The organism is Spirosoma lituiforme, assembly GCF_054776635.1.
Genome location: NZ_BAAHBO010000008.1, coordinates 54,133 through 73,731, shown reverse-complemented (window position 1 = coordinate 73,731; position 19,599 = coordinate 54,133). Strand labels below are relative to the sequence as shown.

The 19,599-nt window shown below is 52.8% G+C and carries 15 protein-coding genes; 2 read left to right on the top strand and 13 right to left on the bottom strand.

All coding sequences use genetic code 11. The annotated features are described in order from the left end of the window. Nucleotides 1-175: 175 nt before the first annotated feature. From ACYU87_RS22665 to ACYU87_RS22620, 10 genes are all read right to left on the bottom strand, one after another. Nucleotides 176-1,381, bottom strand: a complete 1,206-nt coding sequence (locus ACYU87_RS22665) for a DUF3570 domain-containing protein (protein ID WP_461136392.1) — start codon at nucleotides 1,379-1,381, stop codon at nucleotides 176-178. A 12-nt stretch (nucleotides 1,382-1,393) separates the two neighbouring features. After that, the gene (locus ACYU87_RS22660; protein WP_461136391.1) at nucleotides 1,394-1,618 is read right to left on the bottom strand and encodes a DUF4266 domain-containing protein; all 225 of its coding nucleotides are present in this window, start codon (nucleotides 1,616-1,618) and stop codon (nucleotides 1,394-1,396) included. A gap of 22 nt (nucleotides 1,619-1,640) precedes the next feature. Continuing rightward, nucleotides 1,641-2,594 carry an FAD:protein FMN transferase gene (locus ACYU87_RS22655; RefSeq protein ID WP_461136390.1) on the bottom strand — a complete coding sequence of 318 codons (954 nt, stop codon included), beginning with the start codon at nucleotides 2,592-2,594 and terminating at the stop codon, nucleotides 1,641-1,643. Continuing rightward, nucleotides 2,591-3,034 carry a thioredoxin family protein gene (locus ACYU87_RS22650; RefSeq protein WP_461136389.1) on the bottom strand — a complete coding sequence of 148 codons (444 nt, stop codon included), beginning with the start codon at nucleotides 3,032-3,034 and terminating at the stop codon, nucleotides 2,591-2,593. The genes ACYU87_RS22655 and ACYU87_RS22650 overlap by 4 nt, the downstream gene beginning before the upstream one ends. 33 nt (nucleotides 3,035-3,067) lie before the next feature. After that, a complete protein-coding gene (locus ACYU87_RS22645) occupies nucleotides 3,068-3,607 on the bottom strand; it encodes a Rieske (2Fe-2S) protein (RefSeq protein WP_461136388.1) in 540 nt (179 codons plus the stop codon). Nucleotides 3,608-4,015: 408 nt separating this feature from the next. After that, a complete protein-coding gene (locus ACYU87_RS22640) occupies nucleotides 4,016-4,717 on the bottom strand; it encodes a VIT1/CCC1 transporter family protein (RefSeq protein WP_461136387.1) in 702 nt (233 codons plus the stop codon). Between the two features lie 178 nt (nucleotides 4,718-4,895). Then, a complete protein-coding gene (gene katG / locus ACYU87_RS22635) occupies nucleotides 4,896-7,193 on the bottom strand; it encodes a catalase/peroxidase HPI (RefSeq protein ID WP_461136386.1) in 2,298 nt (765 codons plus the stop codon). A 78-nt stretch (nucleotides 7,194-7,271) separates the two neighbouring features. Then, nucleotides 7,272-7,931, bottom strand: a complete 660-nt coding sequence (locus ACYU87_RS22630; protein ID WP_461136385.1) for a Dps family protein — start codon at nucleotides 7,929-7,931, stop codon at nucleotides 7,272-7,274. Nucleotides 7,932-8,007: 76 nt separating this feature from the next. Beyond that, nucleotides 8,008-8,478 (bottom strand): DUF2231 domain-containing protein, encoded by a 471-nt coding sequence (locus tag ACYU87_RS22625; RefSeq protein ID WP_461136384.1) that lies wholly within the window; start codon nucleotides 8,476-8,478, stop codon nucleotides 8,008-8,010. A gap of 276 nt (nucleotides 8,479-8,754) precedes the next feature. Further along, nucleotides 8,755-9,141: a hypothetical protein gene (locus ACYU87_RS22620; protein WP_461136383.1), complete on the bottom strand. Its 387-nt coding sequence runs from the start codon at nucleotides 9,139-9,141 to the stop codon at nucleotides 8,755-8,757. Nucleotides 9,142-9,634: 493 nt separating this feature from the next. On the opposite strand from ACYU87_RS22620, the gene ACYU87_RS22615 reads away from it, so the two are divergent. Both ACYU87_RS22615 and ACYU87_RS22610 read left to right on the top strand, forming a co-directional pair. Next, nucleotides 9,635-11,029 carry a chloride channel protein gene (locus ACYU87_RS22615; RefSeq protein WP_461136382.1) on the top strand — a complete coding sequence of 465 codons (1,395 nt, stop codon included), beginning with the start codon at nucleotides 9,635-9,637 and terminating at the stop codon, nucleotides 11,027-11,029. Between the two features lie 29 nt (nucleotides 11,030-11,058). Then, the gene (locus ACYU87_RS22610; protein ID WP_461136381.1) at nucleotides 11,059-12,420 is read left to right on the top strand and encodes a hypothetical protein; all 1,362 of its coding nucleotides are present in this window, start codon (nucleotides 11,059-11,061) and stop codon (nucleotides 12,418-12,420) included. Between the two features lie 174 nt (nucleotides 12,421-12,594). On the opposite strand, the gene ACYU87_RS22605 is transcribed toward ACYU87_RS22610, so the two are convergent. The 3 genes from ACYU87_RS22605 to ACYU87_RS22595 all read right to left on the bottom strand — a co-directional run bounded on the left by ACYU87_RS22605 (nucleotide 12,595) and on the right by ACYU87_RS22595 (nucleotide 18,788). Beyond that, on the bottom strand, nucleotides 12,595-13,935 hold the full coding sequence (locus ACYU87_RS22605; RefSeq protein WP_461136380.1) for an MFS transporter: 1,341 nt from the start codon (nucleotides 13,933-13,935) through the stop codon (nucleotides 12,595-12,597). 100 nt (nucleotides 13,936-14,035) lie between these two features. Continuing rightward, the gene (locus ACYU87_RS22600; protein ID WP_461136379.1) at nucleotides 14,036-15,463 is read right to left on the bottom strand and encodes a SusD/RagB family nutrient-binding outer membrane lipoprotein; all 1,428 of its coding nucleotides are present in this window, start codon (nucleotides 15,461-15,463) and stop codon (nucleotides 14,036-14,038) included. 37 nt (nucleotides 15,464-15,500) lie between these two features. Then, the gene (locus ACYU87_RS22595; protein ID WP_461136378.1) at nucleotides 15,501-18,788 is read right to left on the bottom strand and encodes a SusC/RagA family TonB-linked outer membrane protein; all 3,288 of its coding nucleotides are present in this window, start codon (nucleotides 18,786-18,788) and stop codon (nucleotides 15,501-15,503) included. Nucleotides 18,789-19,599: the final 811 nt, after the last annotated feature.

Sequence of the window (19,599 nt, the reverse complement as noted above, 5' to 3'; positions counted from 1 at the left end):
CAATATAAATGGCAATAGACAGTAAGTAATACGGATAAGATACTTGTGCAGAGAGAAGAGTAGCAACCTATTAAATTGAACAGCTTCATTGATGGCTAGGTATCTGCTTCGTACTCAACTCTCTTCAAAACAGGTTACCGCTTATTCAACCCCAAATTATTTAAACTCTATATTTCTACTTTAGCTTGGCCAATAACGTTAAGCTATTGGCGACCATCCCCGTAGTGCGGACGTAGTGCCCATAGCGTAGTTCGACACTCTGCCAGGGACCAATGTCCAGCAGGCCCCCCGGCGGTGCCAGCCGGATGCCCGTTCCTATAAATTGACTGTTAAACCCCGAAATGTCGTAGTCGCTCGTATAATACGTATCGGTTGAGCGATGCTGACCGTAAGCCGCAAAATACCGGACAGCCGTCTGGTGACTAAATCGGTAGAACGGGCTCACCGACACAAAGGAGGTTAGTTTGATAGGCGTTTCCAGATTGACGGTATGCGCCTGCATGCCCCAGTCGTCGATGAAATACCGATAAAACGCCCGAACAATAACCCGGTCGCCCATGAAGTAGTGCAACCGGAAACCGATGGGCAGTTTTAGCCGATTTCCCGGTAAGCGCTCCACGGTTTCGGAGCCGTCCTGAAAATACATGCGGTGAAAAGGCGTACTCAGCAATCCCTGCTGGAAAGCGGGCTCTATGGTTAGAAAGGCCTGCAACCGTTTGTTGATCACCTGCGATAGTGACACGCCGACGTTGTAGGAATTACGGGGTTTATAATCCACCGGATCCCGGTCGCCGTGCGCACCGGACCCATAGCCTTCGGGCCGGAGTTCGGCGGGTAGAATGACTTTCCACGTATCGAAGAAGGCCCCCGCTTTGAAGCTTATTTCCCGGTTATTATCGGCCGACGCTTTCGCAAAATTCAGGTTGAGCCCATACGATTTGTAATCATACTCGGTCGAGTACGACAACGCAATTCCCTTCGTGGTCCGTTGATCCGGGTTGTGCACAGCCCAGGATATTGACGGGTAAATATGCGTATCGCTCCGCGAGGCCGACGAAACCGTCAGGGGATCAATCTGGTCCGATGAGGCCGATGTATAATGATCGATGTTAAGATCAAACGTGAGTGTATGTTCGCGGTTCCGGCGGTTGGTCGTTTTAAGAACCAAATCGATCGATTGGGCAAAATCGGTTAAATGTTCAGAACCGATGCCCCCCGTCACGGCGGAATTGTTGCCGTCCTGCTGGTAGTAACTCGACACGAGGTTTATCTCCTCGACCTTGAGTTTACGGGCCTCATAAGCCGGTTGAGTCACAGACTGGCCATAGCCTGCCCGCAGTAAACCAAGCAGAACGCCCACCGATATACAGATTTTTTTCATGATTTAAGCTCTTTAATTACAGCCGCAGCCGCCCCCACTTTTCCCACCATTGGCACCGGCAGCACCTTCCCGGTAGAGATAGAAATTCTGCTCGAACTTCTCCGACTTCCGGGCCGAAAGTTCCATTTCTGCGTCGTTGATGCGGTTTTTCTGGTATTCTTTCACCGTAACACAGCCCGACAGGCAGAGTACGAGCAGGCTCAATAACAGCGCCTTTTGCGTGGTTTGTACGGTCATGAGCTTAAGGTTGACTACGTCGCTAGACGTCGGCAGATGCCTTGATTCGAATGTTGGTTGATGTGTAAAGCCTGTCATTATCGTCAATGATGATGCAGGCGATGTGCCGCATCTGGTTAATCAAATCCAGCCCCACCCGAACGCCCATTACCATCACGGGTGTCGCCAGCGCATCGGCCAGTTCAGCATTCGGGGCGATGATGGTTACGCTCTTAAGACCCGATACCGAATAACCCGTTTTTGGATCAATCGTGTGGGCGTATCGTTTGCCGTTGATCAGGGCGTATTTTTCGTAACTACCCGACGTAGCGACGGCCATATCACTGATAGCCAGACACGAAAATGCCTGGTGTTGGGCCTGATCAGGGTCGGCGATACCAATGGTCCAGGGCTGGCCGTTGGGTTGCATTCCCCAGGTGGTCAGGTCGCCAGCCGCATTAATAATGCCGCTTTCGACGCCCCGCTCGCGCAGAATACGTTTGGCCTGCTCGGCGGCATAGCCCTTGCCAATCCCGCCAAACCCAAGACGCATTCCCTTCTCCTTCAGAAAAACAGTACGCTGCTTGGCGTCGAGCACTACGTTCCGGTAGTTGATCAGCCGAACCAGTTGCCGGGCGATTTTGGGGTCGGGTAACGCGGTAAGCGTCGTGTCAAAATTCCAGAGTCGCTTATCCATCGATCCATACGTAATGTCAAACGCCCCCTGGGTCAGGGCCGACAACCGAAGCGACCGCTCGATCAGTGCAAAGACTTCTTCATCAACCGGCACGGGTCGAAGCCCCGCATTTGCATTGATCCGAGCCGTCTGACTGTCGTCGCTATACGTAGTAAGTAGCCGCTCGATACGGCTGATTTCGGCGATGGCGGCACTGATGCAGTCATTCGCCCAATCGGCATCCGGGCTGACAACGCTTAACTCGAACCGGTTGCCCATGAGCCGCTGGACGCGCTGGTGGAGACAAGGCGTTTGATTCATTTAGCCACCGACGCAACCGCCTGAATTTCCCCAACCATAGACGCGACCGTGAGCGCCTGGGGATAGCCATCCCAGGATTTCAGCACGCGACCGTTGGCATCCAGCAAAACCGTGTACGGAAACTTCCCCTGCGGGTTGTATTTCTCGGCCAGAGCCTCGTTGTGAGTTATCTGACTGGCGTCTAACTGGTTTTTTGACTTGCGCGGAAAATCGGCCCGCACCAGCACCAGGTGATCGGTGGCGAACTGCCCGAACTCAGCCGACTCGAAAATATCTTTTTTGAGTTTGATACAGGGACCGCACCAGTCTGATCCGGAAAAATTCAGCAAAATAAATTTATGCGCCTGTGCCGCTTCGGCTTTTGCCCGATCGAAGTTGAGTTCCCAGGTGGGCGCGATGGTCAACAGACCGAAGAGGAGCGATAATAACAGCAGTTTCATGATACGTCTGATTCGTTGACTATACGGTGATTTTTAACTGTAAACGACGAGCGTTTTGCCGTCGATAGCGACCTTGTACACGGCGATTCCTTTGCTGCCAAAGCTGTTTTTGCCTTTACCCGTCAGATCATACCGGGCGCCGTGTACGGTGCAGTAAAACTCGGTTTTGTTAAAAATAATGGCCTTTTTGGGTTCGTGACTGCACGTTTGAGTGACGGCTGCGTAGACACCGGCACTTGTCTGAGCCACCACGATGCCACTCTGCACCAGATAGCCACCAACCGCTTTCAGCGCCGACGCTGCCGACGCCGTTAGATCGATCGTCAGCAGACGGTTTGTAATGGTACTCAGGTCGACGCCACTCGCGGTGGTGGTCGTGGACGGTGATGTGGTGGTGCCCGATGTAGCCGTGGTGGTTGTCGGTGACGTAGTCGTACTGGAGACAGGAGCCGTTGTGCCGGGAATCGTTAATGCATCAACGACGGTATCTTCGGGCCGAACGCAGGATGTCAGGGCCGCCATCAGCGCAGCGCCCGTAAACCCCATTGATTTTAGAAACTCATAGCGAGTCATACAAGTACAGGGAGTGATAAACGATTGAGTAGTTATCCATGGTTACGTTGAGTAATTCCAGATCGTGGCAATTAACAATCTATATATAATGAGTATAGATAAGTACGTATAAAAGCACCCAACCAGTAGCCGGTACAGAAGTTAACATTAGAAGAGCGGCACTACCTGTTCTGTTGTAGATCAGAAACTAACTCTTTACTTCGTTGAAACAGGTGCCGCTAACTGATTTAGTTTGGCTAACAGGATGCCCGGTGGTCGCTGAGGAACGACACCGTTTTACGAAGCAGGGATGGCCTTACGCTCGGTATCGTGTGCGTATACAGCAACAACCGCACAGCATCGGCTATGTTGTATCAGGTGGTTTGCTGATGAATAACATAGCAAATGGACTGTACGGGGACGGGTAATCTATTGAATTAAACGGGCAACGCCAAAGGCAGCCGCAGCCGCCAACGCACCAATCAGCATAACCTTAAACGCCCCGCTAACAGGTGGCTGTCCAGTGACTTTGCTCTTGAAGTAGCCGAAGACGAATAAACAGATCAGGGTCAGTCCGCACGAATACAGCAGGGCCTCATGCGGGCTGGCAAGCAGGAAATAAGGGGATAGCGGCACCAGTCCCCCAGCTACGTAGGAAAGCCCGATGGTTAGCGCACTTTTCGTGGCCCGGTTGGGGTCCGGCTCGTCAAGCCCCAGTTCATACTGCATCATGAAGTCCACCCACTTGGTTTTATCCTTCGCCAGTTCATCGGCGATAGTCGTTTGCAAGGCCGGACTCAAGCCCATCTCTGCAAAGACTTCCCGGACTTCCTGTTTTTCGCGTTCGGGAACAGTTTCCACTTCTATCATCTCACGCCGACGTTCCGACTCATAGTGGTCGGCTTCGGTACGTCCCGCCAGGTAGCCACCCAGGCCCATGGCAATCGATCCGGCTACAATTTCGGCAATACCTGCCGTAACGACCAGGGATGAATCGGCCACGGCACCGCTCAGTCCTGCGGCTAAAGCAAAGGGTACCGTTAATCCGTCCGACATACCAATAACGATGTCGGAAATCATGGCTGAACTGCGGAGATGCTGTTCATGGTGGATATAACCCGTATCTGCCATCTATTTAGGAATGAATTACGTGTTGCGTTCGCCTGCAATGGGTACGGTAAACCAGCCAGTCAGAGACCAATTGGTTACAGATGATGAAATGGCGGCTTCGTAGGTTCACAAACCAACGCCCGATACCACTCCAAGGAGGTACCGGGCATTGATTCATTAGTCTCTATGTATCCAGACGTTATTCGTCTTTGACATCGTACCGGTCTAGCATCATCACCTTGTTCCAGGCCGCCACGAAATCATGCACAAAACGTTCTTGTGCATCATCGGCCCCGTACACTTCAGCGATGTTACGCAGCTGCGCATTGGACCCAAAAATCAGATCGCACCGGGTAGCCGTATACTTGACATCGCCACTCTTCCGATCCCGGATGTTGAAGAACATCTCCTGCGGATCCTGAGGAAACCACACATAATCCATGCTGGTCAACACCTGAAAAAAGTCGTTGGTCAACTGCCCCGGACGGTCCGTAAACACCCCGTGCTTCGAGTAATCGTAATTCTGGTCCAGCACCCGCAGGCCACCCACCAGTACCGTCCACTCCGGCGCGGTCAGCGTCAGTAGTTGAGCCCGATCCAGGAAGATCCGCTCGGGAGGCACCCGGTAGCCTACGTTGTCATTATGGTAATTCTTGAACCCGTCCGACACCGGCTTGAGCCAGTTGAAGCTTTCCACATCGGTCAGTTCCAGGGTCGTATCAACGCGGCCCGGCGTAAACGGAACGCTCACCGCAACGCCCGCATCATGGGCCGCTTTTTCGACGGCCACGCAGCCACCCAGTACGATCAGATCAGCCAGCGAAACGCGTTTGTTTCCCGACTGGCGGTTGTTAAACTCGCTCTGAATACCGCGTAATGTCTGCAACACCCGGTTCAGTTCGTCGGGTCGGTTGAGTTCCCAGTTGTTCTGGGGTTCCAGACTGATGCGGGCCCCGTTGGCACCACCCCGCTTGTCCGAATGGCGATACACCGAAGCCGCCGACCAGGCCGCCGATACCAGCGCCGACACAGTGAGACCACTGTTCAGGATGTGCTGCTTCAGGGTAGCGATATCAGCCTCGTCGATCAGCTCGTAATCCCGATCGGGTCGGGGGTCCTGCCAGATCATGTTGTCGGCGGGCACCTCGGGACCCAGGTAGCGTTCTTTTGGGCCCATATCCCGGTGCGTCAGCTTATACCAGGCTCGGGAAAACGCGTCCGTGAAGTAATCGAAATCAGACAGGAACTTCTCGCATATTTTGCGGTACTCCGGGTCTACTTTGAGCGCGATGTCGGAGGTCATCATCATCAGATTGTTCAGCTGACCAGCGACGTGGGCATCCGGCGTTTTAGGTGCGGTTGGATCAATAGGCGTCCATTGGGTCGAACCAGCCGGACTTTCCACCTTCTTCCAGTCGAACGTGAGCAGGTTTTCCAGGTACGAGTTGTCCCACTGGGTAGGATGCTGGGTCCAGGAACCCTCAATCCCATTCGTCATGGTGTTTACGCCGTTGCCCGAACCGACCGGATTGTGCCAGCCAAAGCCCTGGGCGTGAATGGGGGCAGCTTCGGGAGCAGCGCCAATCTTTTCCGGGGCCACCATGCCGTGACTCTTTCCGAAGGCGTGTCCACCGGCAATCAGGGCTACCGTTTCTTCATCGCCCATGGCCATCCGGGCAAACGATTCGCGAATTTCGCGAGCCGAATCCTGCGGATCGCCGTTGTTGGCCGGTCCTTCCGGGTTCACGTAAATCAGCGCCTGGTGAGTAGCGGCCAGCGGGTTTTCCAGATCGTAGTGGGCATCTTTGGGTTGACCCACCCAGCGCAAGTTGTTGTTTACCATCTCGTCGGGGTGGCCTTTGTGGTTGGCCGATGCCGGCACCTGATCGACGGGTTTGCCGCCCCAGAACTCAGGCCCCCAGTACGTACTGCGGTCGGGCTCCCAGGCATCCCGGCGTCCGCCCCCGAAGCCAAACGTAGGGAAATTCATAATTTCGAGCGCGCAGTTGCCGGTCAATACAATCAGATCGGCCCAGGACAACGACGCCCCGTATTTTTTCTTGATGGGCCACAGCAACCGGCGTGACTTGTCGGTATTGCCGTTATCCCACCAGGAATTGATGGGTGCAAAGCGCTGCATGGCTTGTCCCGCGCCCCCTCGTCCGTCGGCAATGCGGTAGGTACCCGCCGAGTGCCAGGCCATGCGAATCATTTGCGGCCCATAGTTGGCATAGTCGGCGGGCCACCAATCCTGCGAATCGACGAGCAGCGCTTTGATATCCTGCTTGAGTTGCGGAAAGTCAATCTTGTTGAACAGTTCTTTGTAACTCTCGTCGCTCAGGGGATTGGCCGCTGGCTGATCCTGGTGAAGCAGTTCGACCGGCAGGCGGTTGGGCCACCAATCGTCAATCTGGGGGGCGGTTCCCAAGGCACCGCCTACGCGGGTGCCTCTGAATGGGCATTGCTCAAGTCCTTCGGGATTATCAATGAAGTTCATGTTGAATTTTTGTAATGAATAAACCGGTGTACTAATTAAAAAAAGGTAGTGTAGTGATGGGATCGGATAGCCGACGCTTTACTGCATGTGTACGCGGAACTGCCAAACCTGCTTGTCCAGCATATAACTTAGGTCCTGAAATTTATTGGAGGTAACCTCGTCGCCATTTTTAGCCGTGCTTTCTACCCGTTGACGGACGCGTTTGGCGATGGTAAAAATGCGTTCGGTCATGATCTCCAGCACCTGCCGATCTGACAGGAAGCCAGCCGGAAACTTGGGCAGACTAGCGGTTTGCACGATTGTTTCGGTGCGCCCGTCGGTTGGAATACCGATTTGAAGCTGTCGCTCGGCCAGCAGATCAGCCTGTTGGCGGTACGTATCCGCGTACTCCTGCAATTGTTCGTGCAACGGTAAATAAAGTGGTCCGCGCAGGTTCCAGTGCGATTGTTTGGCGTCGTGAAAAAGCTCCAGCAGTTCCACCACCGTAGCCTGCAAATCGGTGTTAATAGCCTGCCGCTTTTCGGCTTCCAACGGAATCCATTGATCCGCTTTTTCATTGCGGTAATTACCTAACTCCGATCCGGATGAAACACCCGGTGCAGGGGTTGTCCCGGCAGGGCTGGGCTGGGCTGTTGCGCTGTTACGCCGGGTTTGCGCCAGGCCAGGTTGAGCGGCTAGTACCAGGACAACTACACCACTGGCGATACACATTTTCAATTTACTACGCTGAATTTTCATAACTATTGACTTAATAAAATTGAGTTAAAAGATGAACTGTTTATAAAATAGGTACTTGGTATTCGCGATGAAAAAGCTATTTGGTCGTTGGGGCGCTATTAGTTGATTCCTCATACAACTCAGTGTGCCTGATAAGACCCCCCAAACGGCCCACGTTGGCCATCAAGCCAAAGGTGATGATCGACAGAACGAAGATCAGCCCTGGCAAAAACCGAAGTTGTCGGGCTCGTTGCCAGCTTAGCGCCAGTAAGGACAGGATGCCCACCAGGTACATACCGATATTAGCTACGTCGGCCGCTTCTTCGTGTACATGTAGCCGTGGCCGGTCGAGCGCGTGGATCGAGTTCAAATAATGTTCCGCACGCTCACCCGTCTGGTTAGTAAGCAGCGTCGCGACGCTCATTAAAATGAACAGACCAAAACTGAGTTGAACAATAGACTCTTGGCGACGAACGAGGCCATAGCCCAGTATGATAGTGGTCAGCAGGCTACCAACAATTGGGAAGTGATTCACCAGCAGGTGCCAGTGTGCTCCATTGAGATGCATACGAAATGAATTTTTAGGGTAAATGGGTATACAATAAGCTGAAGATGGTCAGCCGGGTGCAGAACTCATTGGTGCGGTTGGCATCAACGAGAGAGATTAGTCAGCGGTGTCCAGTACGCCTAAGCGAACAGGATAACTACAACCCAGAGCGCGGTAAATCCGGTCTCGAAGGCTACTGAACAGTAAATAATCCGTAAAAAGACAGCGATTGGGGCAGGTGAGTAACCATACTATACGATTTGTATGGACGCACTTTGGCCAGGAGCATACTACAAACTACGCTCGGGGGGGGGTGATCATGGCGAAAACCGCCAGAAAGGCATATAGGTCCGCCTTGCGGAAGAAATCAGCTCTGGCTGAAATCAGCAACTGTATTGGCGAAATAGCCACCAACTGAACCGCGTTCGGGGTGTAAACCGAGACAGAATGACTGCTGGAAGGAAGATTCTGGTGTGAATGGTTCGGATGCTTCTGGTGCTCAGAATTAGCTCCGTAATGCATCTTGAGGAACTCCGTAAAATTCAGGCTAGGATCGGTCTGTCGGTGTTGCTGAAAGTGCAGCATCAGATCGCCCCAGTGGGCCGACTGATCAATGCCGAAGCCAGGGAGTAAACTCCCACCCAGCATCCAGCACGCTAACACAAAGGCAATAACTGATCTCATATTGACTCAACATTACTAGTGGGCGAAAGTTTCAATACTGCTTAATTTGGAAATAGACTAAAATGATAGAGTTACATAATTATTGGTGGAAAAATTGCTTAAGTAATACCGGGCCTTTTACTGAATAAGAAATACCTATACGTAAGACATACATGGCGGTATTCTGCAAGTTATGGACCCGAGTTTTCCATAGTATGTACTGGCTTCTTAGTATGTACTTGTTTCCTAAAACTCGGTAACTAGTCAAATTGAGTGCAATTTGTTTTTCTAAATAGCAAAGTGAACTGCTTTTCTAATGCCTTACATGAAAATTGTTAAGTTACTTTTCCAGGAAATCAACAGTTTCTATAAACCAAAAACAATATAACTCGAGACCCCGGCAACTTGTATAACGCTGCCAGCGGCTCAGTAGTGGTAAAAAATAGGTAGTGAGCTACGTGGTCGGTCAACGGAAGATCGATACTGAGAGCACATTTAGTAAGTTTACACCCTGATGCGGGTCACGAACGAATTCATCTTATTTTTTTCCATCCTGAAATGGCTGGTTGTGGCCAGTATCATTGGCTGTGTGGTTGGTACTGTCGCATCGGGTTTCATTCTCTCGCTTCATTACATCATCGAGCAGAGCAATCACTACCAGCACATTTTTTATCTACTGCCGCTCAGTTTTTTTCTGGCTAATCTGCTCAGCCAGTTTGTCTTGAAACGCCATTTGGGAACCGACGCCCTGATCGATGCCATCAACACCAAGTACGGTAAGCTGGAGGGTAGCTTCATCCCGACTAAAGTCATCAATGTAGTGCTCATTCTGGCGACGGGCGGTTCGGCGGGAAAAGAAAGTCCGTGCGCCCAGATCGGGGCGGGCATCGGCAGTGTGTGCGCCAATCTGTTTCGGGTCGATGACATTGATCGCCGGAAGATGGTTTTGTGTGGCTTCTGTGCCGGCTTTGCCTGTGTCTTCGGCGCTCCCGTGGCGGGGGCTTTGTTTGGCATCGAGGTATTGGCCGTTGGGGTTATTTTTTACGACGTATTACTACCCGCCTTTGTGGCTTCCGTAACGGCCTATCAGGTTTCATCAGCCCTGGGTGTCACCTTTTTTTATTACCCCCTGACGTTCGTTCCGGCTTTCGGACAGGGCTTTTTCCTACAGCTTCTGACCGGAGGACTGTTTTTCGGGTTGTGCGCCTATGCCCTGATTCGGGCCATTCAGCAAAGTACGACCCTTACCCAGGCCATTCCGATCTGGCGCCCCCTAAAAGGCTTACTGGGCGGGATGGTGCTGGTCGGCCTGACCCTGTTGTTTTCGCGGGACTACTTAGGACTGGGTCTGAATCTGATGGAGGACTGCATTAAAGGGTTGTCGGTTAACTGGTATGCATTTCTGCTGAAAGCCTTGTTCACCATCATTACCCTCAGCATCAGCCGCAGTGGTAGTGTTATCACACCAATCCTGTTTATCGGTGCCACGGCGGGAAGTTTCTTTGCCCACCTGGTCGGGGCCGACCAATCCACCTTTGCAGCCATTGGTTTTGTGAGCCTGTTAGCCGGAACAACCAACACGCCCATCGCAACCAGTATTTTAGCGATCGAATTATTCGGAGCGCAGATTGCCCCCTATGCCGCCGTATCCTGCGTAATTAGTTTCCTGATGTCGGGTCATCACAGCCTATACGCTTCCCAGCAATTGGTCATCCCTAAATCAGACGCCATTGCCACGGAGCCGGGTACGCCAATCGGCAGCCTACCGGCCAACAGCCAACCAACCCACCGAACTTCCCGTAGCCGAATGGATACAGCGAATAACGTTGTTTTTCAGAAGACGCGAATGACTGTTGTTAGCGTGGTATTTTCGTATTTTGGCTACTATAAAGATGATTCTACGACTTAGATTACAACCGTCCGTATACACGATCGTTCATGTCTGATAACAACCCATCGCCCGCTTCCCACCTTACACCTGACGAGCAAGACAAGCTCCGGGAATTAACCACCCAGAGCTGGAACCTCGAACTAGCCATCTCCGGGGTGGCCATGTTCGCCATCCTGCAATTGCCCGATTTGCTGGAGTCAGCGTTTGGCTACATCCGATACAATTACATGACCCACACCGAGGGTGCAGCGGTCATGTTGCCGTCGATGGTGTATAGCTTGATTCGAGCCACTTGTCACGTCTTGTTCGCGGCTTTTCTGACCAATTTTGTGATGCGGGCGTTTTGGGTGGGTCTGGTCGGTCTGCTGGCCGTTTTTCCGTCGGGCATCCACTACGACCGTATTCCCTTCTCTACGCCTTATACCCAGCAGCGCCTGGCCGACGAGTTTGGCCCACTGGACCGCTATATTCTCTGGCTCGACAAACGGTGCAACATCGTGTTTGCCCTCTCGTTTCAGTTCGTATTTCTGCTGGTGGTCGTTGCCATACTCTACCTGCTGGGGTTGCTGGTCTACTTAGTGGTCCAGCCCAACGTAACCCCCGACGTCTGGTTTGGGGTCAAAATTGCCTTGGGTATACTAATGGCCTTATTTTTCTTAGCTTCAATCTTGCTGAGTCAGAAGAAAATAAAAGAAACACCCAGGGGCATTCAACTCAACTACCGGTTTACCAAAGTGGGGCGACTGATGATGCTGGGCATGTACAAACACTCGTCCTATGTTACCAACACATTTTACACCAATATCCGGCCCGGCAAGTTAATTCAGACGGCAGCGATTTTCATAGTCGTATTTTTTGGGGTGTTCTTTCTTGAATACGCCAACGATATCTCGCGTACCAGCGGGCGGACGTCACTTTTCAACAGCCGACATCTTTACTCGGCCCGTGTCGATAGTCTTTACATCGAGCCTACGGCCTATGACAACCAGCGCCCCGAGGGAGCGTTTGTCAGCGCGGCTTCCATCCAGTCGGACGTGATTCGGGAACCCTACCTGCGCTTGTTCATTGCCTATCCCAAAGCGCTCGATACGAAGCTCAGGCAGGTGGCCTCCGAACCAGTCTGGAGCGATACGCTGTCAAGGCAAGCGCGTCGGCAACAGCAGGCTGTCTGGAGCAACCAGCAGATCAATCGGCTGATTCGTATCTCCGTTAACGATTCGACCTGTGCCCAGCCTGACCTGCTGTTCACCCAAACCGGAATTCAGGAGCAACGGGGTTGGCAAACCGTGTTGGTGCCAGGCAATCTCAAAACAGGCCGTAACCTACTCCGCGTGGCCCTGCAAGACCCCCGAAAAAAAGAAGCCGATGAACTGGCGACGATTCCATTCTGGTACGTACCTGAACCCTAACCTAGTCGCCCTTACTTAGCCAACTGCTGTCGACTGAGACTAAAGAGGTAGTCCCGTATCCATAGCACGCGATCAGTTACCCGGCAGTCTCGCTGTTGCGGCATGGCCGATAAAAAATCGGCGGACCGAACAGGCAGCGGAGTTAACCGTTAATTTGTTTCTCGTATTATGGATTCAATTCATCAAATATACTTCATCCTCCATAGTCTTTTCATCCAGTTGCGCGATTTGCGTTTCCAGCTTACTGATGTTCAGCAACCGCATCACCAGCCAGGCAAGAGCGATCAGTCCCACGAATAACAGCATCGTAAACGGCCAGCTAAAATTCTCCTTAATGGGGCCAATCAGCGTCGCGCCAACCATTGATCCAACGGCTCCGATGGTCATGTAGAATGTAAACTGGCTGGCCGATACTTTTTTCGAGCAGCACTCCATGGCGATCGCGTAGACGCCGATTTTGGCAAAGGCGTTCAGCCAGCGGTAAACGATAATAAAGCCCTGGATAAATACGCTGTTGGTCCAATAGGGCGTCAGTAAGGCGAGGGCGGTCGTAATGCCCATGATACCCAGAAAATACAGACCAATCATTCGTTTCTTCCCAAACCGTTCGATTAGCACGCCACCCAGCAAAATACCACTGACACCCCCGATTAGGTCGGCCGAAGCAAACGCCTGGGAGTACGAAACGTTAGTCCAGCCGGAGACGTTGACGGCAAACAGGGGTAGCAGCGTCTCGAAGTAGTTGTACGACCCCATCGTGATAAACATCAGCAGCGCCACCAGCAACGAATTTTTCAGGCGAAACAGACTGTACAGCGATTGCAGAATGGTAGTCCAGCTTGTAATCTGCATCTTTTGCGCTTCGGGGGAAATCGCTCCTGCCGTCCAGGGGAGGATTTTTTCGCCCCGGTCTTCCCGCAACACGAGGGGCACCAGCGTCATCAGCCCGATCAGAGCCGCCAGGGCCAGGGTCGATACCGTAAAATTATACTGGTTCATCAGCCAGCTACCACCGGCCAGCGACAGCGAACTGCCGATCATGCGGGCACCCCCCATAAACCCGTTGGCGCGGGCCTGCTGATCACCGGGAATCGCGTCAACGGCCATGCCATCGACAGCGGCATCCTGAATGGCCCCGAACGAAGACACCAGAAAGGCGGCTCCCGCGAAAAGATTCAGATTGTTCAACGGGTCGGGAATATACGCCATCACGATCAGGCTTCCCATCAGGCCAAGCTGCCCAAACAACACCCAGGGCCGTTTACGCCCCATCGGCAGGTACGCATAGCGATCCATGAGTGGGGCCACGATGAATTTGAACGTCCAGGGTAGGGCGCAGGCGGCTGCAAACTGACCGATTTCGGTGGGCGTCTTGCTGTTCTGGGCCATCCAGGCCGGAATTCCGACGAACAATAGTCCCATATTGAGCCCTTCCGCGAAGTACAAGGCCGTAAACGCGAAATACCGCCAGAAGGCACTTTCCGAAAGGACCGGCAAACTAGTACGGGTAGTCATCGAGGGTGAATCAAGTGGTTAGAAAGAGGTAGTAGAACGTCTGGAACGCAGATGGTTATGCTCCCAATAAATCGCAAGGATCATAACCATCTGCGTTCTATCAGAACACCGTTACTTTGGTAAACTGATCGGGTAGCGGTTTGGGCACATTCGGATTCGTATTGATCTCGACCTGCGGATAAATGAACCGCTGCGGGCGTTGAGAACCGGTGTATAATGGAATGGGTAACTGTACAACGGGCACCGCTTTTGCCAGCCGTCGGTAATCGTTGAACGCTTCGTATTGCATCAAAAAAAGGAGAAACCGCTGGCTGATAATTTCGTACAGCAGTGCAGTTTGTACCGTCGCCAATTTCGTCTGGTTAGCCAGTCCGGTGGGGCCGAAATCATCCAGGGTGTAGGCGTCATACTTCCGACCGGTGGCCGAAATTGTCTTACCGTTCACGTATCCGGCAGATAGGGCTACACGAACTGTATTCAGAGCCGCCAGCGCTTTGTCGGACGCCCCCAGCCGGGCCTGCGCTTCGGCCAGAATCAGCTGATTCTCGTAGTACGTCAGGATGGGATGGGGCGCATTGGCCGTAAACGCTCCGTCTGTAGTGTTGGGGTCCAGTGCTCCCGTGGCCGTAATACCTACTTTGATGTAATGGTTATAGAGCGCCGTTTCGTCGGTTTTAGTGTTAGCTGACCCAATGCGTGATCGCAGCAATACGGGCAGGTACGCTCCGTCGAAACCCGTATCGCCCGCCCGGTTGACCCGGAAGAAATCATAGTTCTGGTTCAAATCTACCCCCAGGCTCGTACCGTGCGGAATCAAGGCGTCACCCGCCGGGCTGCTGATGCCCGAACTGGCGCTGGTGACGGCTTTAGCATACTCGCCAGTGTGCAGATACAACCGGGCTTTCAGCGTATTGGCTGCCGCCCGCCACTTGGCGACGTCACTTTTGTAAATAAAATCCTGACTGGTAAAAGCCAATCCCGATGAGGCCGACAGATTCTGAATGGCATTGTCAAGCGTGGTGTGCAACGCGGTGTACACGTCTGTTTGTTTGTCGAAGACCGGAGTAGGATACATTACGTCATCAAATGCCTGACTGTAAGGAACGTCGCCGTAAAGGTCCGTTGCTTTGGCAATGACCAGCGCTTCCAGTACCTGCCCTACGCCTTTTGTCCATTTGTCGCCCACGGCATCGGCTTTGGTTTGAATCAGCCGGGCCTGCCCCGCCACCGGATACAGGGGGCTCCACGTAAAACTCTGCGACGAGACGATGTACTGCGCAAAGCCTTGATGCGCCCGCGACAGGCCGTTCAACTCACCCGCCCACATCAACGCAATCCGGACGTCGGTATCTTCGTGCAGGAACGAAACGCCGAGGAGCGTACCCGCCAGCAGCGTTGCTACATCGACGTCGGTTACGGCGTTGGGATTGCTCTGGATGGCGGGCTCCTCGAACAGGCGTTGGCAACCACTTAGCAGGTTAACGGCCAGCAGCGCAATAATGACTTTATAGGAAATCGATTTTTTCATGAATTGACACCGATGTACGGCAGTGACGCCAACGGGGTTAGTACGTTATTTTGATCGAAAAAAGCAGTGACTTCGTGTTGGGATTGGTGAACCAGTCTTGCCCCCGCGACAGGCCCGCGCCGGTAATGTTGACCTCAGGATCGGTGCCGGTATACTTGGTCCACAATACCAGGTTGCGCCCGGTCAGGCTGAAATCGACGGTAGAGAGGTGCGTGAACCGGCGGAAACCCGGACTGCGCAGGCTATACATCAGCGTAATCTCGCGCAATCGTGTTACGCTGGCATCTTCCACAAACTGCTTGTAGGAGGCTGAGTTCGAGGCTGAACCCCGCCCCTGCCACCATGCCTGATTGATGGCGACCGGACCGGCCCCGAAATCCTGAATCTGTCCCTGAAAGGCCGTGCCAGCCGCAATCGTGTTGCCGTTGACATCTTTCAGCCCACCAGCCGGGGCCACTACCGTGTATCCCTGGTCGGCGTGAACGCCAAAATTGTAAAGCGATCCCCGCGTACCGTTGAAAAAATCGTTCCCCGCTACCCGGTCGAACAGCACGTACAGCGATAGTCCTTTGTAACCGAATGTGCTGCCCAGCCCACCCCGCCAGGTGGGATTTGGGTCACCGATGATTTCATTATTGATGCCCGCCTGCGGAAACCCGTTGGCATCTAGTATGTACTTCCCCGACTCATCTTTGCGGAAATCGGTGGAGTAAAAAATACCGAACGGCTGCCCCGGCATCAGCGACGAATTCTGCATGTAGCTATCGGGCAGGGTATAAACGGATGCTCCCGCCAGCGACACCACGTTGTTGCGGTTCATCGAATAATTGGCGGATAGGTTCCAGCGAAAATCCCCACGTGGAATCAGGTCGGCGCTTGCTTCCAGTTCCAGCCCTTTATTTGAGAGTTCGGCCGCGTTGGTGTTCCGGATGGTATAGCCGGTTTCGTTCGGTACGTTGAGCGACAAAATCACGTCGCGGGTGTAATTGCTGTAGGCGGTCGCGGAGAGGCTGAACCGGTTCTTGAAAAAGCGCAGATCAACGCCAATCTCGGCTTCGGTTTTGCGTTCCGGACGGAGGAAATCGTTGCCCGCTACGCTGCTGCGAATGTAGCCCCCACCATAAAGCGCGCTCGTCCCCGTCAGGCCCCGTGTAAACATATCGGCGTACCCGGCTGGACCGAAGGTTGTGAAGTTCAGGTAGGGTTGCGGTTGAATACCAACCTGCCCCCACGTGAGCCGCAGTTTACCGAAACTAAGCCACGAACTGTTCTCAAGCGTACCCAGCTTGCTGAACTGCCAGGCCAGTGCTGCCGAAGGAAAAAAGAAACTAGGGTCCGTTTTAGCGCCAAACGTTGACGCGCTCTCACTACGGCCCGTTAGCGTCAGAAACAATTGATTGTACGCCTGAACCTCCGCCTGGGCGTAGTAAGCATACGTGCGAATGAGCGAATTATAGTTTCCCGCCGTTAGGTTCGAGTTCAGCGCGTTGGTCAGAATGTCGGGGGCCGTTGGCACGATCAGGTTTGTGATGGCATCCGATAGCGTGGCCCGTCGGCGGCTGTTGTAATTGACGCCTACCAGCAATGACCCACTAAAATTGTTACTGAACGTCTTGTTGGCGCTGGCGAATACATCGGTGTTGAACTGCTTCTCGGTGATCCAGTTTTTAGACAGGTAACCGTTCAGTTGCAGAGCCGAATTACGGGCGAAGCGTTCCAGCCGGTTATCCGTAAAATTATCGATCCCCGTGCGACCCGTTATGGTCAGCCACGACACGGGTGTAATGTCCAGTTCCAGATTACCGATCAGCCGGTCGACATCGCTGGTGTTGCGGTTGTTATTGATCGTCCAGATGGGATTGGAATAGATGGTGCTCAGATCCTTACCCAGCGGATTACGGTACGAAACGTGGGCATTGTTGAATACCTGCCCGGTTGGGTTGGTGTATGTACCGGTATAATAGCCGTTGTCAAAATCGGGCGGGGTCCGCAAGGCACCCAGCATAATCCCATCGACGTTGTCCCCCTCCTGCGTCCGTGATGAATAGGTTTTGGTATAGCCCACGTTGGCCGACGCCCGAAACCAGTCGGTAAATTGACTCGATACGCTGATGCGAGCCGTATTCCGCTGATAATTGCTGTACGCTTTAATAACTCCCTCCTGGTTCAGGTTACCGTAACTGATCAGAAAGTTCGACCGGCTGTTGCCCCCGCTGATGTTGATGCTGTTATCCGTGAAATGACCTGTCTGGAACGCATCGGTGGTGTGGTCGTAGGTGTCGCGGGTATTTTTGCCCCCATGCGGACTGGCCGCTGTCCCCGACGCAATGGCGTACCGCTGGCTACCGTCGGGAAATGTAACGAATCCCTGATAACCTGCCGCCGTGGGATCGGTGATGTAGGTATCCGAACCACCCGTCCGGTCGGCAATCCGATCGCCGAAACTGTTCCGCTGCCCCTGTACGTACAGCCCGCCCGAGCCCTGCCCGTAAGTCTGTTGCAGCGCGGGCATTTTGTTCACCCGGTCGAACGAAACCGTCGATTTGAACGTGATGTTCACCTTCCCGTTCGTATTTCGCCCTTTTTTTGTGGTGATCACGACCACACCATTGGCCGCCCGCGTTCCCCACAGCGCAGCCGCCGACGCTCCTTTCAGCACCTCCAGACTTTCGATGTCTTCGGGGTTAATATCGTTGATACGCGACTGTTGAACGATTCCGTTTCCGGCAGCCGTACCGAGGTTGTCACTAGCGTTACTGACCGGCATCCCGTCGACGATGAACAGGGGCTGAATATTGCCGTTGATGGTGTTTTGTCCCCGAATCTGGATGTAAGCACCCGCGCCGGGATCGCCACCGTTACGGGTGATAAGTACCCCGGCGGCTTTACCACTCAGGCCCGTCAGCAGGCTCGTTTCGCCCGTTTTAGCAATGGCCTTACCCTCCACCGTGGTGATAGACGAGGCAAACTTGTCGCGTTCAGCTTTCGTACCAATGGCCGTAATGATGACTTCGCTGAGTTGCCGGGTATCGGTTTGCAGTTGCACGTTGATTGTTGTCCGCCCGCCGATAGGCTCCTCGATGGTTTGCATGCCCACCGCTGAGAACAGCAGCGCCGTAGCCGACGCGGGAACTGTCAGGCGGTACGCTCCGTTTGCGTCTGTCACGGTACCTGTGGTTGATCCTTTCACGATGACCGTTGCCCCGGCAAAACCGCCGTTTGCGTCCGCCATACCTACGATGCCGGTAATGTCACGACCCTGCGCCCATAACATCGAATGGGTTGTCAACAGCATTAGTAAATTCAGTAGTAGTGTTTTCTTCATAGAGTTACTTTAAAATTTGAATGAGTGTTGACCTCTTCCTGGTTGGTCAAACACGCTCACTATTGACACCTGAAAAGTTCACTGCTCAACCAGCGCTTAGTTGCCTGTTGATCAACTTCTTCAGGGCAACCAAGTGAATTGCTATTCATTTTTTAGCGAACACCAGAAGTATAGCTATATCAAGCCTACAGGCACGCTGGTTACAGCCCCTGTTCCCAACCATAACTGACCGATAATCAGGCAGTTTATTAAGAGGCTTGATACTCAATACTATTTTAATCAGGCTGGCTGTAAATTTTTGTGAGTCAGTTTCGACTTATTCCGCTTTGGAATGATTCTAGTTTTCAGTAAAGAAAACGGGCTTCACGAGGCTGAATACTATACTGAGTTTACTTGTTTATCCAATTGTCTATGGATATTGTTTGCTGACTTAGTTGGGACTTGCAGCAAAATATCAAATAAAATTAATCTGTATTTTAGAGCGGACCATCGTGGTATTTAAACAGAGAAAAATGAGTGTGCCTTTAGGTTTCATTTGCTTTAATGCGGCTGGTCAAGTTAGGCACGAGCATGAACACTAGTGGCCTTGATGCCGATAACAGGAGCGGGATAATCAACACCGATGAGAAGATAGATCGCTATCAGTCTGTTCTGCCGTGGATATTGAGCAGGGCTTGGGTCTGTAGGTCATAGAACAAGCGGTCAGTTCAGCAACCCCCTGCTTGCTAAAATCCCGCCTGGATCATTGCTTAATCTGGAAAAGATACGTAACCAAAACATAGTTGGAAGGCGACAAGGCTGTTCGGCCGCA